Genomic DNA, 15,277 nt, shown 5'->3' on the forward strand with positions numbered 1-15,277 from the left:
AGCGACTGTTCGTGTGAGCGGGGGCCGTCGTGCCACGTGCAAGGCAGGTTGGTGTTGCGTTGACCGCGCCACTCGGGCCCGACCACTACTACCGACTGACCGCAGAACTCGCGGCCAACGATCTGTGCCGGCCGGTGTGCCGCGCCATCGCGGCAACCACATTGATCTTGGGCATCATCCCGCTCGGGCTGGTCTCGAGTTCTGCCGGGCCGCAGGGTTTTTGGGGTCGTGGACTGGCCGTCGTCGTGGCGGTGACGTGTGTCGTCATGACCGTCCCGTGGCTTGGGCATCGCTGGCCCTCGCGCCGGGTGACGCTCGCCTTCGTCGTTGTCAGCGCCTCGTGCATAGCAACGGATTGCCTCATCACGGCGCAGCCCATGCTCGGGCTGCTAGGAGCGGTCACCTTCGCGGTGCTGTCAGCGTTCACCGTCATGTTCCACGGCGCGAAGACGTTGGTGATCCCCTGGACGATCGGAGCGGCGACTTTGGCCGTCCTGGGGTTGCGCATTGCCCAGACCGACGTCGTACTTGCCGTCGGCGGCGTGCTGCTGATCGTCATGCTCACTGCGTTCGTGGCTTCGGCGTGCTCGGTTGCGCTTCGCCTGATCGACATCCGGAACGACCGCGCCGGCGGATTGGATCAGGTCACCGGCCTGCTCAACCGCAGCGGTTTCGACGAGCGCCTCGCTGCCCTGATCGGCTCCCGCACCCGCGGCGACGACCGCTTCCTCGCCGTCATCGTGATCGATCTCGACGGCTTCGGGCTGCACGAGGCCATGGCGGGCGAGGCGGCTGCCATCCGCGCCCGCGTCTGCGTCGGCGCACGGCTCCGCGAGGCCATCCGCCGCGACACGCTGCTCGCGCACGTCGGCGACACCGGGTTCCTCGTTGCCGAGGTCTTCACCTCGCCGAACCCGTCACCGCTGGCCGAACGTCTACGGAGTGCCGTGGCCACGGCGCCCTACCGTCTGACGGCCAGCATCGGCGCTCTGATCACGCCCCTACGCGCGCTCGTCGACGCCCCAGCGACAGCCGTCATCGACGAACTCGTCGCCGTGGCCACCGCCCAGATGGCCGATGCCCGGCGCTCGGGCGGCGACCAGATCCGGGTGAGCCACTGTCCCCGCCTTGCCGTTCTGACCCCAAGTGATGGCGGCGATGAACCCACTGCGTGAGCCCGGACCCGCTGGATACGACGCCGCGACGCGCGGACGTCGCACGCTCGACCGGGCCGAAGGCGTTCTGATCGGACTCCGGGGATGCAGCAGCGAGGACGCCTTCATGGAACTGGTCACCGCGGCGCGGGACACCGGCCACCGGCTGTCGAGCATCACCTCCGCGCTGGTCGACATCGCGTCGCGTCGTGACGGTACGAGCACCGCGCACGACGTGGTCCGCGCACGCTGGGGGCTGCTGCTGGACTCTCGGCTGACCGTCGACCACACCGTCGACACCGCCACGCCCGAGCACAACTGACGGGCCACGGCCGTCACGTGGGCGGTTCGCGCAACGCAGGCCGGGTAAGCCCCTCCCCATGACCACTACCGGATCCCAGCCACAGCTCGTCGCCGACGCCATCGTCAAACGCCTCCAACAATGGGACGTGGCAAGGGTCTTCGGCTACGCCGGCGACGGCATCAACACGTTGCTGGGCGCCATGCAGCGGAGCGTCGAATCGGGCGGGCCGGAGTTCGTCTCCACCCGTCACGAGGAACTCGCCGCGTTCGCCGCGTGCGGGCACGCGAAGTACACCGACAAGGTCGGCGTCTGCATGGCCACCCAGGGGCCCGGTGCCATCCACCTGCTCACCGGCCTCTACGACGCCAAGCTCGACCGCAGGCCCGTCGTCGCGATCGTCGGGCAGGTGGTGTCCACCGCCCTGGGCAGTGGCTACCTCCAGGAAGTGGACCTGCACTCGCTGTTCAAGGACGTCTGCAGCCAGTACGTCCAAACGGTGTTCGCGCCCGAGCAGGCGCTGACCGCGCTCGACAACGCCATGCGCACGGCCATTGCCACCCGCACCCCGACCTGCCTGATCATCCCGCACGACGTCCAGCAGGCGGAGATGCCCGAGGAGACCGAGCACACCCACGGCGTCGTGCCGTCCTCGCCCATATCCGCACGGGCGCAGATCATCTCGCCCGAGTCGCAGATCCGCGACGCCGCCGCGGTCATCAATGCGGGCAGCAAGGTTGCGCTGCTCGTAGGCCGCGGCGCCGCCGGGTGCGCCGACCAGATCGCCGCGCTCGTCGACGCGACCGGCGCCGGCGTCACCACGTCGCTGCTGGGCAAGCCGGTGCTCGACGAGACCCTGCCCTGGCACACCGGGGTGATGGGGCACCTCGGCACGACGGCGAGCGCCCAACTGATGGCCGAGTGCGACACGCTGCTCATCGTCGGCTCCAACGACCCGTGGACCGAGTTCTACCCCGCACCGGGCCAGGCCCGCGCCGTACAGATCGACATCGAGCCACGCGTGCTGGGCGCCAAGTACGGCATCGAGATCGCCGTCAGCGGCGACGCGCACCAGGCACTCGCCGACCTGATCCCCCTGCTCAAACGCAAGACCGACCGCGGGTGGGAGCAGCAGGTGCGCGCCTGGACCACGCAGTGGCACGAGTTGGCCGACCAGCGGTGCAACGCGGACTCCACCCACGCCAACCCCGAGTTCGTGGTCCGTGAGTTGTCCAAGCACCTGCCAGACGATGCCCGCGTCGCCGTCGACGTCGGGTCCTCGGTCTACTGGTACGCCCGGCACCTGCGGCTCCCCCCGGGCGTCCCCGCGCACCTCTCCGGCTACCTCGCGTGCATGGGCAGCGCGCTGCCCTACGGCATCGCCGCCAAACTCGACGCGCCGGACCGGCCCGTCGTCGCGCTCATCGGCGACGGCGCAATGCAGATGGCGGGCCTACAGGAACTCGTCACGCTGGCCGACCGCTACCAGGACTGGACTGATCCGCGCTTCGTCGTGCTGATCCTGCACAACGGCGACCTGTCCGAAGTGTCCTGGGAGCAGCGGGAAATGGAGAACAACCCGCGCTTCGACGACTCGCAGAAGGTGCCGTCGTTCCCGTATGCCGCATACGCCGAGATGCTCGGACTCGGCGCCGTGCGGATCACCGAGTCCGCGCAGGCCGGTGACGCCTGGCAGCGCGCCTTCGCCGCGGACCGCCCGTTCGTCATCGAGGCGATCACCGACCCGGCCACGCCCCTGCTGCCGCCGTTCATGCCGGAGTCGAAGTCCGACGCCATGTACGACGCGATGGAGCAGGAGGACGGCGGACACGCGATCCGGGAGCGTGCCGAGGAGCAGCAGGCCGCCGAGTAACCGTGGTGACGGGTCGAGTCTCTTGAGTCACACCCGTCACTGCGCGGGCTGGCGTGACGGACCGGGACTTGTTCCACCTGGTGAGCGAAAACGTCCCGGAAGGCGTTCGCCGCCCGACGAATTCGCTCGTCAGGTGGAACATCCGCAACTCGATTGCCGCGGCCCGTCGAGTGACTGGTGTGACTACGGTGACTCGACGTGCGTGACCTGGCTCAGCGCATCCGGTCCAGCAGGCTGCGCGCGCATGACGTGACCAGCGCGCGGTCGTGGGTCATGACGAGGTCGAAGCGGCGTTCGCGATCGAGCACCACGTCGTCGTCCGACGAGTCTTGCTCGCGGGCCAGGAGTGCGGCGGCCGTGTGCGGGCCGAGCATGACCACCGCCCACTCCCGGCACAGCGGGTCCGACGGCGCCAGCGGCACGTAGCGCAGACCGGAACCCGGGTCGTCCGGCATGTCCGCACCGAAGACGGCCACCAGCGGCAGTCGGGTCGCTAGCTCCTCGTAGCAGGCATGGGTGGCCGGCGTGAGGTGGCGCCCGCGCTGCAGCGCTGCCATGAGCATGGGCGGGTCCGCGGCATGCCACGCCTGGGTTTCGATGTGCCGCGAGAACGCCACCAGCGTGTCCTTGCGGGCTGTCCGGACGGGGTGGGTCTCCGTGGCCACCTCGAACGGTGACCGCGACTCCACGTCCACCAGATTGCGCTCGAGCGGCATCGGCCACGCCGTTGCCGCGTCGTCGATGGCGGCCGCCTGGCCGAACATGAAGCCCTGACCGAGCGTCGCCCCCAGCGCCAGCGCCTGCTCGAGGTGTTCGTCGGTCTCGATTCCCTCGGCGAGGATCACCGCGCCGGTGCGCTCGTGGTGGGCCAGCACCGCCGACATCGTCCGCGCCTGATCGCGCGACGGGTTCGACTGCACCAGAGCCAGGTCCAGTTTGACGATGTCCGGGCGGATGACGTCGAGCAACGCCAGCGAATCCGGTTGTGCACCAACGTCGTCGAGCGCGACGAAGAACCCATCGGCGCGAACGTCGGCCAGCTTGCGCAGCAGTGCGCGGGGATGCGCCAGCAGACTGCGTTCGGTGAATTCGAACGTCACCCGGAAGTGGTTCCGCGCCCGGTCCAGGACGGACAGTTCCGTCGGCCCCACGTAGGCGCTGGTGGGTTCGCAGTTGACCAGCAGCAGGGTGCCTTCCGGCTGATCGTCGTGCAGAGCGCCGCGCAGGGCCGCCTTGATGCAGGTCTGGTCGAGCCGGTCGAGGTCGCCGTGGTCGGTCGCATGCGCGAACACCCGCTGCGGCCGGGGATCGTCGAGCACCGGCCAGCGGGCCAGCGCCTCGAAGCCGATCACCTGCTCGCCTGGGAGCGCAACGATGGGCTGAAAGGCGGGGTCGATGCCGATTCCGTCGATCGCTGCATCGAGTCGACCGACGTCGGCCGACGTCGGCGCACGCGGGTTCAGTTCGGCCATGCGGACCCCCCTGCCTCGGCCTTCGGCAACACTCCGCATTCACAGCAAACACCAAGGTTGGGCGATTGGCCACCCCTTTCGGCGGGATTGGGCGCGACGTTTCGCGCATCGGCCCTCGGGTACGCGGACGTCAATGACATTCGAGGAGAACCGATGAACGTTGTCGACAACGTCAAAGAGCAGTTGAAGCACGTCGCGGAGAAGGTGGCAGAACGGGTCGCCGATGTCGCCACCACCGAGTCACGGGTGCAGGCCGTCACCATCGGTCGGCCACGTCATCAGGTGATGGACTTCCTGCGGGACCCTGGCCACCTCTCGCAGATCTTCGGCGACATCGCCGTCGTCGAATCCTCGGGCGTCGACCGACTCCGGTTCGACTTCGCAGGCGACAACGGCGCGGAGTGGAACTGCGTGGTCTCGTCCGAAGAGGGCGAACGGCTGCGCTTCGTAGACGTCAATCCCGAGTCGGAGATGGGCATCGTCCTGGAGTTCCGCGACGCACCCCAGCACCGCGGCACCGAGGTCATCGGTCGCATTAACGCGGCCGCCCCCGGTGCGCTCACCGGCCCACTGCTGTTCAAGGCGCTCTACCGGGCGCGAGCGCTGCTGCTCACCGGCGAACTGCCCACCATCAAGAACAACCCCAGCGCCCGCTCGTCGGAACGCTGAGAAGGACACGACATGAAAGCGCTCGTATGGAACGGCGTCAACGACATCTCCTACGAGACCGTCGACGACCCCCAGATGCTCAACCCCAATGACGTGATCGTGCAGGTGCGGCTCACCACCACCTGCGGATCCGATCTGCACTTCATCGACGGCTACATCCCCGGCATGCGCGAAGGCGACGTCTTCGGCCACGAATTCATGGGCGAAGTCATCGAAGTCGGCCGCGACGTCACCAAGACGAAGGTCGGCGCACGCGTCGTCGTCCCGTCGTTCATCGCGTGCAACCAGTGTTGGTACTGCGACCGCGACCTGTACTCGCTGTGCGACACCACCAACCCGAACGCCGAGCTGCAGGCCCCGATCCTCGGCTCGCCCACGGCCGGCATCTACGGCTACACCCACGAATTCGGCGGCTACGCAGGCTCGCACGCCCAGTACATCCGCGTGCCGTTCGGCGACGTCAACTGCTTCGAGGTGCCCGAGTACGTGACCGACGAGCAGGCCCTGTTCATGTCCGACGCCGTGCCGACCGGGTACATGGGCGCCGACTTTTGCAACATCGCCGCCGACGACACCGTCGCGGTGTGGGGCGCTGGCGCCGTCGGTCTGATGGCCGCCCGCAGCGCGCTGCTCAACGGCGCGGGCAAGGTTCTCGTCATCGACCGTCTGCCCGAAAGGCTCTCTCTCGCAGAGAGACTAGGCGCCGAGACCATCAACTACGCCGAGGTCGACAGCGTGCAGGAGGCGCTGCGGGAGGCCACGGGCGGCCGCGGCCCAGACTCGGTGATCGAAGCCGTCGGCATGGAGGCGCACAGCACCGGCGTGCAGCACGCCTACGACCGCGCCAAGCAGGCCCTGCGGCTGGAAACCGATCGTGCCGCCAGCCTGCGCGAGGCAATCCTCGCCTGCCGCAAGGGTGGCGTCGTCTCGGTGCTCGGCGTCTTTGGCCTGACCGACAAGTTCCCGATGGGCGCCATCATGAACAAGGGCCTCACGCTGCGCTCGGCGCAGCAGCACGGCCAGCGCTACATCCCGCAGTTCTTCGACTACGTGCAGCAGGGCGACCTCGACCCGTCGATGCTCATCACGCACGACCTGCCGCTGTCCGAGGGCGTCCGCGCCTACGACATGTTCAAGAACAAGACCGACGGGTGCATCCGAGTGGCCCTGCGACCCTGAGTCGACCTAGGGACGCGGTTTGGCGCTCGGCCAGTCGTCGGGAGGGTACGGCTTACAGTCGCGATCGGGTGCCGTCGTGCTCGCTGCGAGCCCGACGGTGAAGGCCGTGAGGTGCCCGACCTCGGTGGCGGTCGGGCGTGCTACCGCGTTGGCCGCGAGCGCGCCCGTGACGATCATCTGGGTCCGTGCCCGCCATGCAGTCGGGACGTAGCCGGACAGCGCGCCTGCCACCCCGAGCACGTAGTAGCTGACACCGACGTCGCGAACGTTGACCAAGCGCGACGGTGCACGGCCCGTGCGGATGCGCAGCCGCAGGTGGCCCTGCCCGACGTAGGTGCCGATGACGTGCGCTGCAGAGCCGACGAGAAGCCAACGCCCCGTGCCCAATCGGCGCTCGGCGGGCACCACCACCGTCGCGAACACCGGGACGTACGGCCACCACCGGCGATCGTCGAGCCAGAACAGGCTCGACACCAGAACCCGCGCGGGCTCGGTCCGCAGCCGGCGCAGATTCGTCGAGTGCTCGCGCTGCAGACGGCGCGATCCCAGCCGCCCTGCCGACCGTTGGCGCCGCGTCGTCACGAACAGGATCGCCAGCCACACCCAACTGAGCGGAACGCCGCGGGCCAGTCTCAGCACATGCGGTCCAGCAGGCTCCGCACGCACATCGTCACCAGCGACCGGTCGTGGGTCATCACGACGTCGAATCGTCGGTCTCCATCGGCCACCCACGCCTCAGGGGTGTCGCGCTCGCGGGCAATCAGTGCCGACGCCGTATGCGGGCCCAAGATCACCACCGTCCACTCCAGGCGGAGCGGATCGTCGGAGGCCAGCGGCACACCGCGCACCCCGTGGCCGAGATCGTCGGGCAGATCCTCGCCGAACACGGCGACGAGCGGCAGCTCGGCCGCCATTGCCTGATAGTTCATTCTGGTGCGCGGCGTGAAGTACGTCGCGCGCTGCAGCGCGGTCATCAGCATGGGCGGGTCGGCGGCGTGACGGGCCTGGCTCTCGATGTGCCGCGAGAACGCCAGCAGCGTCCGCTTGCGGGCCGTCCGCGGCTCGAGCAGCCGCGACGCGAGGTCGAACGGCGACTGCGAGTCCACGGCTACGACGTTGCGCTCCCGGGGCATCGACCACGGCGCGGCGTCGCCGTGCTCCTCGAGTGAACGGGCGCGGCCGTACTTGTAGCCCTGCCCCAGGTCGGCTCCGAGCGCCAGCGCCTGCTCGAGGTGGTGGTCGTTCTCGATGCCCTCGGCGAGGATCACGGCGCCGGTGCGTTCGTGATGGGCCAGCACCGCCGACAGCGTCCGGGCCTGATCGCGTGACGGGTCCGACTGCACCAGAGCGAGATCGAGCTTGATGATGTCGGGGCGGACGACGTCGAGCATCGCCAGCGAATCCGGATGCGCGCCAACGTCGTCGAGAGCGATCGAGAAGCCGTCGGCGCGGATTCGCGCCAGCTTGCGCAGCAGCGCCTGCGGGTGCGCGAGCAGACTGCGCTCGGTGAACTCGAACGTGACCCGGAGACGGTCCCGCCCCGACGCCAGGACCTGGTCGTCATCGGGCCCGACGTACGTGCTGGTGGGCTCGCAGTTGACCAGCAGCATCGTGCCGGGCGCCAGGTCGTTGCGGAGCGCGACGTCGACCCCTGCGGTGATGCACGACTGGTCGAGGCCATCGAGGCCGCCGTGTTCAGCGGCATACTCGAACACCGCCTGCGGACGCGGGTCGTCGAGCGACGGCCACCGCGCCAACGCCTCGTAACCGACGGTGACGCCGTCCGGCAGCGCGACGATCGGCTGGTAGGCCGGGACGATGCCGACGCCTGCGACGGCGTCGCCCAGACGGTTCACGGCCGTCGGCGCCTGCTCTTGCAACCTGGCCACGAGCCCCCCTTGGTTGCCCGGTCGTCGATGCAGCAAACATCGTCGGGCTCCTTTGCGATACTAAGCGTTCAGAGCGCTCTCGGCCCGTCGCGAGATGTGACGATTTGGTGCCGTCGGCGGCGCTAGCCGGCAGCCGGGTAGGTCGCGGCGGCGAGGGTGACGATCTCCTCGCGGTCGGCGGCCAGCAGGAACCCGGCCGCGATCGCCGTGTCGAGCGCATCGGTGAACCGGCCGAGGTACTCCGCGGCGCCGCCCGGGTAGAGCCGGTCGAGCCTCTCGGCGTCGAACACCTCGCCGGAGCCGAACAGCAACGCCATCACGTTGGTCGGCAACCCGCCGCCCGGCGGGAGACCCGAGGTCCGCGCCACCGGCACGTCGACCCACGGCGTGCGGACGCCGCCGGAGGCCAGACCGTGCTCGTCGACGACGAGTTCGGCGGCATCGGTCAGGTCGATCGGCGGGGCGCAGGGTGGCGTCGCGCCGGTGCGCACCCATTCGACGAGCCCTGCGATCGCGGCCTGCAACACGTAGTGGTGCTGCGGTGCGAAGTTGATGGCGTACGGCAACTCCTGGCCCATCAGCGACCGCGTCGGGGCGTAGGCCCCCACCAGGTCGGCCAGCGGCGCCCCACCGGAGTCGATGAAGCCCACGTTGATCGTGTAGTTGTCGGCGTGCGCCGTACCCGGGATCTCCCACACCCGCAGGCACTCCGAGTCCGATTGTCGCGCAGCGTGATACCCGGCGCGTACACCGCCGACGAGGTCGGTCTCGGTGATCACCGTCAGCACAGGCACCCGCAAGTCGTCGACGAACGGCACCGCCCGCTGATCGCCGGCATCGTCGAAGATCGAACTGCCGTCCAGCGGCGCTGCCGGGCCGAACCGGGAGTGCACCAGGAATCCGTCGTACACCGCGGCCTGCGCGTCGACGACGTTGACGTACGTCGTGAGGAACAGCGCGGACTGCGACTCCCCCACCGCCACTACCGTTTCCGGCGTCAGTCCGCCCAGGACGTCGGCGTCGCGCACCACCCGTCCGGCCTGGCTGAACACGTCGTAGGCGTACGCGTCGCCGGGATGGCGCAGTGCCGAATACCGTTGCGGATTCTGCGTCTTGAGCGACATGTCCAGGCCCAGGCTGGCGCCGCCCTCGATCCCGACCCGCTGCGCGGACACCGCGAGGTAGGCGTGGCCCGCGCGGACGATCTCGCGGTGCGCCATGAACCACACCGCGGGCGCATCGAGACCACCGCTGACGTTGAGCCACTCCACGATCACCGTTCCGCTGAACCGGGCCGGGTCGGTGGGCGTCAGCGCGACGATGCGGGTGGTGTAGTCGGCCTTCGTGGATGCGTCCGCGGAAGCCGCTGTGCCCGAGACGAAGAACTCCTCGACGCGGTAGCCGACCGTGCCGACGTCGTACGCGCCGAGCAGCAGATTCGGCGCACCGGGCACCGGCGCGACGACCGGGTCGCTCACCCGGTCACCCGACGGCGGCGTTGATCGTGGGCGCGTCGATCATGCCCTTCTCGACACCCCACATCGTGGCGATCGTGCGGTACTCGCCGGTGGCGATGAGGTGCTCGACCGCCAACCGCAGCGACTCGGCGAGCGGCGAACCCTTGGCGACGGGATAGCCGTATGGCGCGACGTCGAAGATCTCGCCGGCCGGCTCGAGCGCGCCCGCACTGAGTTTCACCGCGAAGCCCGTGACCGGTGAGTCGGCCGACATCGCCTCGACATCACCGGCTAGCAGCGCCTGGGTGAGATCGTCCTGGCGGCTGTAGACCACGATGTCAATCGGCGCCAACCCCGCGGCCGTACACGTGGCGCTCTTGGCGGGCAGTTCGGTGGTCTCCTGGATCGTCGCGAACTGCACGCCGACCCGCAGCCCGCACGCCGCGTCCGGGTCGACTGACCCCCCTGACCGCTGGGCCCACAGCGTGCCCGCCTGGAAGTAGGTCACGAAGTCGACGGTCTTCTCCCGCTCGGCGGTGTCGGTGATCGACGACATCCCCACGTTGAAGCTCCCGCCGCCGACCGACGACATGATGCTCTCGAACGCGGTCTCGCGGTAGTCCGGCTCGAGGCCGAGCACACGCGTGATCGCGTTCATCAAGTCGACGTCGAAGCCGACGATCTTGCCGGACGAATCCTCGAACTCGTTGGGCGCGTAGGGCGTATTGACCCCGATCACCAGTCGGCCCGTCGCACGGATGTCCGGCGGTACCGTCGCGGCGATCTGGGGCACCGCCCCGTCGGGTGCCACCGCGGGCACCGTCGACTCGGCCACCCCGACCGGCTTGGTGTCCCGTGCGGGCGAACCCCAGAGCTGCCACGCCCCGAATGCGCACAGGCCTGCCAGCACCACGACGGCGCTCGACACCGCCAGCGCCCGCGACGGCGTGGAGTGATGACCGGTCGGCACCGGCGCGGAATGCCGTCCGCTGGTCCGGATCGAACGGGCCCGTGGGACCGGTGCGGTCAAAGCCCGACGCGCAGCGCCCGCCAACTGGGCCGCGGTCTGGTACCGCTTGATCGGCTTCTTCGCCATGCCCGTGGCGATCACGTCGTCGAACGCGCCGAGCTTCGGGTCGGTGGCCGACGGCTTCGGTGGCGGCGACATCATGTGCCCGGCGATCTGCTGCTCGAGGCTGTCGGCCTGGTACGGCCGCACCCCGGTCAGCAGTTCGTAGAGCACGCAGGCCAGCGCGTAGGTGTCCGCGCGGCCGTCGATCGGGCCGCCCTCGAACCGCTCCGGCGCCATATAGCCCAACGTGCCGAGGGTGTTGCCCGCCGTCGTCATCCCCGCCTCACCCGCGGTGCGCACCAGGCCGAAGTCGATGAGGTAGGCGAAGTCCCGATCGGTCAGCAGGATGTTCGATGGCTTGACGTCGCGGTGGATCAGGCCCTTGGCGTGCGCGGCGTCCAGGGCGCTGGCGACTTGTTCGATCACCGACACCGCAGTCGCGGGATCGAGCGGCTTCTTGTCCTCGGCCAGGATCGCGCCCAGCGTGCGGCCCTCGATCAGCCGCATGTCGAGATAGAGCCTGCCGTCGATCTCGCCGTAGCCGTGAATGGGAACGACGTGCGGGTCGTTGACCCCCGCGGCGGCCTGCGATTCGCGGCGGAACCGCTGCTGGAAGACCTCGTCGGCAGCCATGTGCGGCGGGAGGACCTTGAGCGCGACGATGCGGTCGGTCTTGGTGTCGTAGGCCTGGTAGACCTCGCCCATACCGCCCCGGCCCAGCAGCATCTGCAACTGGTAATGCCCGAAAGGTGTCGCATCCACCGTAGAAACTCCTCGGCTGCGGCCAGTCGGTGTGTCGAGGAGAAGTTACCGCACATTCCAGCGAGTCGACGAGGAACTAGGCAGTCGGTGCCAGTTTCTCGCCGCCTCAGGTCGCGGCGTGCGGGTACTCGGCCTCCCGCTTCTGGAACTCGAGAATCTCGGGGTTGGCGATGACGCCGTCCTGGATCTCGATGGCGCGCTGGATCGTCTGATCGTCGCGCCACGCCTCGGCCCCGCCTAGCACCGTCGGCAGGTACGGGATGAGCGCGGCGCTGATCTCCCACGTCGCGGCGTTCCACAGGTACGACGGGCTGTGGTCGACGGCGTAGTAGGTGACGTTGTCGCCGACGACGAAGCTCGGCGACCCGAACGAGGTCGGCGTCGCCCAGCTGAATCCCATGCCCTCGTCGCACGACACGTCGACGATGAGGCTGCCCGGCCGGAACGAGGCCAGGTCGTCCTCGGTCAGGAAGATCAGCGGCGCATTGGGGTCCTGCAGAACGCAGTTCACGACGATGTCGTGCCCGGCGAGGAACGGCTCCAGCGGCACCCTGCCGTCGTCGGTGAGGGCGAAGCTGCCGTCCTCGACGCTCTCGAACTGCACGATGTTGGCTGAGTGGATCGGGTTGGCCACCTCGGCGACGTTGCGGTTGGTCAGCACGTCGATGTCGACGACGCCGTGGGCGTGCAGACCGGTCACCGCACCGCGTGCGGTGGCGCCGAACCCGATGACCGCCGCCCGCATCCGTCGCCCGTAGGTGCCCGTCGACCCGATGAGCGACAGGGCATGTAGCACCGAGCAGTAGCCGGCCATCTCGTTGTTCTTGTGGAAGACGTGCAGCTTGAAGGCGCCGTCCTCGCTCCAGAGGTTCATCGCCTCGAACGCGATCAGCGTCAGCTTGCGGTCGATCGCCTGCTGGGTCAGTTCGCGGTCCTGCACGCAGTGCGGCCAGCCCCACAGCACCTGGCCGTCGCGCAACTCGGCCAGATCCCTGGCGTCGGGCTTGGCCAGCAGGATCACGTCGCACTCGGCGATCAGCTCGGCGCGCGAGCGCGTCCCCGCGACGTGGCGCTCGAGCTGTTCGTCGCTGACGCCGAAGCGCTCGCCGTAACCCCGCTCGAGATGGATGCGGCTGAGGACGTCGGCGTCGATGCGGTCGAGGTGCTCCGGGTGGACCGGCAGGCGGTGCTCGTTCTCCTTGCGGGTGTTGGCGATGACACCGAGAGTCAACTGGTCCACGGATCCTCCAGGGATTGCGTCGGGCCGGCGGCGCGCGATGGCATGCCACGGCGGTGACCAGCCTATGCCGCACTCGAAGCGCCGGAACGCCCACGGGCGAGAACGCGTTCCAAACCCGGCGTGGTAGACCGGTGAGCATGAGAACATGATTCTCAATATCGGATCACCGGTTCTCGCAACGACGGGAGTTCGACATCGACGCCTGGATCATCGACGCCGTCCGCACGCCCCGCGGCAAGGGCCGCCCCGACGGCGCTCTGCACGGCATCCATCCGCAGGCGTTGTTCGCCCAGTGCCTCACCGCGCTTGCCCGGCGCACCGGCTTCGACCCCGCGGAGGTCGACGACGTCATCGGGGGCAACGGCATCCTGTCCGGTGACCACGCCGACGACATCGCAAGGCTGTCGGTCCTGCTTGCCGGGTGGCCCGAGAGCGTGCCCGGCATGACGCTCAACCGGTTCTGCGGCTCCGGCCAGCAGGCGATCACCGTCGCCGCGACCGCCGTGGCATCCGGCGCCGAGCACCTCGTGCTCGCCGGCGGCGTCGAATCCATGTCGCGCTGGGACGTCGGGGTCGGCCTACCGACCATCGACGGCGACAACCCCGCCTTCCGGGCGCGCTACCCCACCGTCCCGCAGGGCATCTCGGCCGACCTGATCGCCACGCTGGAGGGCTTCACCCGCGCCGACGTCGACGCCTACGCCGCCGAAAGCCAGCGGCGCGCCGCCGTAGCCATCGCCGAGGGCCGCTTCGACCGGTCGGTCATCCCGGTCACCGACGCCGACGGGTCCGTTGTGCTCGAGACCGACGAGCACCCCCGGCCCGGCACAACCGCCGAGAATCTCTCCGGCCTCAAACCTGCGTTCGCACCAATGGGTTCCGCCTCCGTCGACGGCGAGTGCCGGACGTTCGACCAGATCGGCGCCGAGCGCTACGGCGTCGAGACGATCGACCACGTGCACCACGCGGGGAACTCCTCGGGCGTCGTCGACGGTGCCGCCGCGGCAGCCGTGGCATCCAAGGCCTGGCTCGACGGGCACGACGTGACCCCGCGCGCCCGCATCCGCGCGACCGCGGCCATCGGGAGCGAGCCGATCATCATGCTGACCGCGCCGGGCCCCGCCGCGCAGCGCTGCCTCGACCGCGCCGGCATGCGTGCCGCCGACATCGACCTCTGGGAGGTCAACGAGGCGTTCGCCGCCGTGCCGCTCAAGACGATCCGCGATCTCGGCCTCGATCCCGAGCGGGTCAACGTCAACGGCGGCGCCATTGCGCTCGGCCACCCCATCGGCGCCACCGGGGCCATGCTCATCGGCACCGTGCTCGACGAACTCGAACGCCGCGACCTCACCACCGGCCTGGTCACCATGTGCACCGGCGGCGGCATGGGCACCGCGACCATCATCGAGCGAGTCTGACGATGGAGACACTGCTCCTCGACACGTTGACCGACGGCGTCGCGGTCCTGCAATTGAACCGGCCCGACCGGCTCAACGCGATCAACGAGGTCATGCGCGACGAACTCGTCGCCACGCTGCGCGCGCTCGGCGGCGACCAGTCCGTGCGCGCCATCGTGCTCACCGGGTCGGGCCGCGGGTTCTGCTCAGGCATCGACGTCCGCGACTTCGGTCCCGGCATGCTCGAGGCCACCGCCCCCGCGATCGACCGGATGCGCTTCCAGGAGGCCATGGCCGCACTCCCCCGCGCCATCCGCGACGCACCGCAGCCGGTCATCGCCGCCGTCAACGGCGCCTGCGTCGGCGCAGGTCTGGCGCTATGTCTGGCATCCGACATCCGAATCTGTTCGGACACGGCCAAGTTCGGCAACGCCGCCATCCTGCTCGGCCTGTCGGGCGCGGAGATGGGCACCAGCTACCACCTCCCCCGCATCGTCGGAACCAGCGTCGCCGCCGACTGGACGCTCACCGGTCGCACCGTGCTCGCCGACGAAGCAGACCGCCGCGGGCTGGTCAGCCAGGTGGTCACCGCCGACGCCCTGCTCGACCGCGCGCTGGAACTGGCCGGCCAGGTGGCCGGGCTGGCACCGCTCGGCGTCGAACTGACCAAGCGCGCATTGCAGGTCAACACCGACGCGCCGAACCTCGACGCCGCACTCGAACTCGAGAACCGCAACCAGGTGCTCACCCACGCCACCGACGACGCGGCCGCACGCCGCGCCGCGTGGTCGTGACAGGCCCCAGCTGAAAGG

At 69.4% G+C, this 15,277-nt stretch carries 13 protein-coding genes; 7 read left to right on the forward strand and 6 right to left on the reverse strand.

Annotated features, from left to right (window positions below; translation table 11 throughout):
- Positions 1-59 precede the first annotated feature (59 nt).
- The 3 genes from G6N61_RS14360 to G6N61_RS14370 are packed head-to-tail and all read left to right on the forward strand — an operon-like array spanning position 60 to position 3,328.
- Positions 60-1,175, forward strand: coding sequence for a GGDEF domain-containing protein (locus G6N61_RS14360; RefSeq protein ID WP_163919132.1), 1,116 nt, complete (start codon positions 60-62; stop codon positions 1,173-1,175).
- Positions 1,159-1,476, forward strand: coding sequence for an ANTAR domain-containing protein (locus G6N61_RS14365; protein ID WP_235887539.1), 318 nt, complete (start codon positions 1,159-1,161; stop codon positions 1,474-1,476). Before G6N61_RS14360 ends, G6N61_RS14365 begins: the two co-directional genes overlap by 17 nt.
- A 58-nt stretch (positions 1,477-1,534) precedes the next feature.
- Positions 1,535-3,328 (forward strand): thiamine pyrophosphate-requiring protein, encoded by a 1,794-nt coding sequence (locus G6N61_RS14370; RefSeq protein ID WP_163919133.1) that lies wholly within the window; start codon positions 1,535-1,537, stop codon positions 3,326-3,328.
- Positions 3,329-3,540: 212 nt separating this feature from the next.
- On the opposite strand, the gene G6N61_RS14375 is transcribed toward G6N61_RS14370, so the two are convergent.
- Positions 3,541-4,800 (reverse strand): sensor domain-containing phosphodiesterase, encoded by a 1,260-nt coding sequence (locus G6N61_RS14375; RefSeq protein WP_163919134.1) that lies wholly within the window; start codon positions 4,798-4,800, stop codon positions 3,541-3,543.
- A 153-nt stretch (positions 4,801-4,953) separates the two neighbouring features.
- Here G6N61_RS14375 and G6N61_RS14380 point away from each other — a divergent pair, with 153 nt between their 5' ends.
- Both G6N61_RS14380 and G6N61_RS14385 read left to right on the forward strand, forming a co-directional pair.
- Positions 4,954-5,469 (forward strand): SRPBCC family protein, encoded by a 516-nt coding sequence (locus tag G6N61_RS14380; RefSeq protein ID WP_163919135.1) that lies wholly within the window; start codon positions 4,954-4,956, stop codon positions 5,467-5,469.
- Positions 5,470-5,481: 12 nt separating this feature from the next.
- The gene (locus G6N61_RS14385; RefSeq protein ID WP_163919136.1) at positions 5,482-6,648 is read left to right on the forward strand and encodes a zinc-dependent alcohol dehydrogenase; all 1,167 of its coding nucleotides are present in this window, start codon (positions 5,482-5,484) and stop codon (positions 6,646-6,648) included.
- Between the two features lie 6 nt (positions 6,649-6,654).
- On the opposite strand, the gene G6N61_RS14390 is transcribed toward G6N61_RS14385, so the two are convergent.
- The 5 genes from G6N61_RS14390 to G6N61_RS14410 all read right to left on the reverse strand — a co-directional run bounded on the left by G6N61_RS14390 (position 6,655) and on the right by G6N61_RS14410 (position 13,068).
- Entirely contained in the window at positions 6,655-7,287 is a 633-nt protein-coding gene (locus G6N61_RS14390; RefSeq protein WP_235887540.1) for a rhomboid-like protein, read from the reverse strand.
- Positions 7,281-8,537, reverse strand: coding sequence for a sensor domain-containing phosphodiesterase (locus G6N61_RS14395; RefSeq protein ID WP_235887541.1), 1,257 nt, complete (start codon positions 8,535-8,537; stop codon positions 7,281-7,283). The genes G6N61_RS14390 and G6N61_RS14395 overlap by 7 nt, the downstream gene beginning before the upstream one ends.
- 122 nt (positions 8,538-8,659) lie before the next feature.
- On the reverse strand, positions 8,660-10,015 hold the full coding sequence (locus G6N61_RS14400; RefSeq protein WP_163919137.1) for an alpha/beta hydrolase domain-containing protein: 1,356 nt from the start codon (positions 10,013-10,015) through the stop codon (positions 8,660-8,662).
- Between the two features lie 4 nt (positions 10,016-10,019).
- Positions 10,020-11,828 (reverse strand): serine/threonine protein kinase StpK7, encoded by a 1,809-nt coding sequence (gene stpK7, locus G6N61_RS14405; protein ID WP_163919138.1) that lies wholly within the window; start codon positions 11,826-11,828, stop codon positions 10,020-10,022.
- A gap of 106 nt (positions 11,829-11,934) precedes the next feature.
- Complete coding sequence (locus tag G6N61_RS14410) at positions 11,935-13,068, reverse strand: N(5)-(carboxyethyl)ornithine synthase (protein WP_163919139.1); 1,134 nt, start codon at positions 13,066-13,068, stop codon at positions 11,935-11,937.
- 209 nt (positions 13,069-13,277) lie between these two features.
- On the opposite strand from G6N61_RS14410, the gene G6N61_RS14415 reads away from it, so the two are divergent.
- Complete coding sequence (locus G6N61_RS14415; protein WP_264077107.1) at positions 13,278-14,486, forward strand: acetyl-CoA C-acetyltransferase; 1,209 nt, start codon at positions 13,278-13,280, stop codon at positions 14,484-14,486.
- 2 nt (positions 14,487-14,488) lie between these two features.
- Complete coding sequence (locus G6N61_RS14420) at positions 14,489-15,259, forward strand: enoyl-CoA hydratase/isomerase family protein (RefSeq protein WP_163919140.1); 771 nt, start codon at positions 14,489-14,491, stop codon at positions 15,257-15,259.
- Positions 15,260-15,277: the final 18 nt, after the last annotated feature.

The sequence above is a fragment of the Mycolicibacterium arabiense genome (assembly GCF_010731815.2).
Lineage (GTDB): Bacteria > Actinomycetota > Actinomycetes > Mycobacteriales > Mycobacteriaceae > Mycobacterium > Mycobacterium arabiense.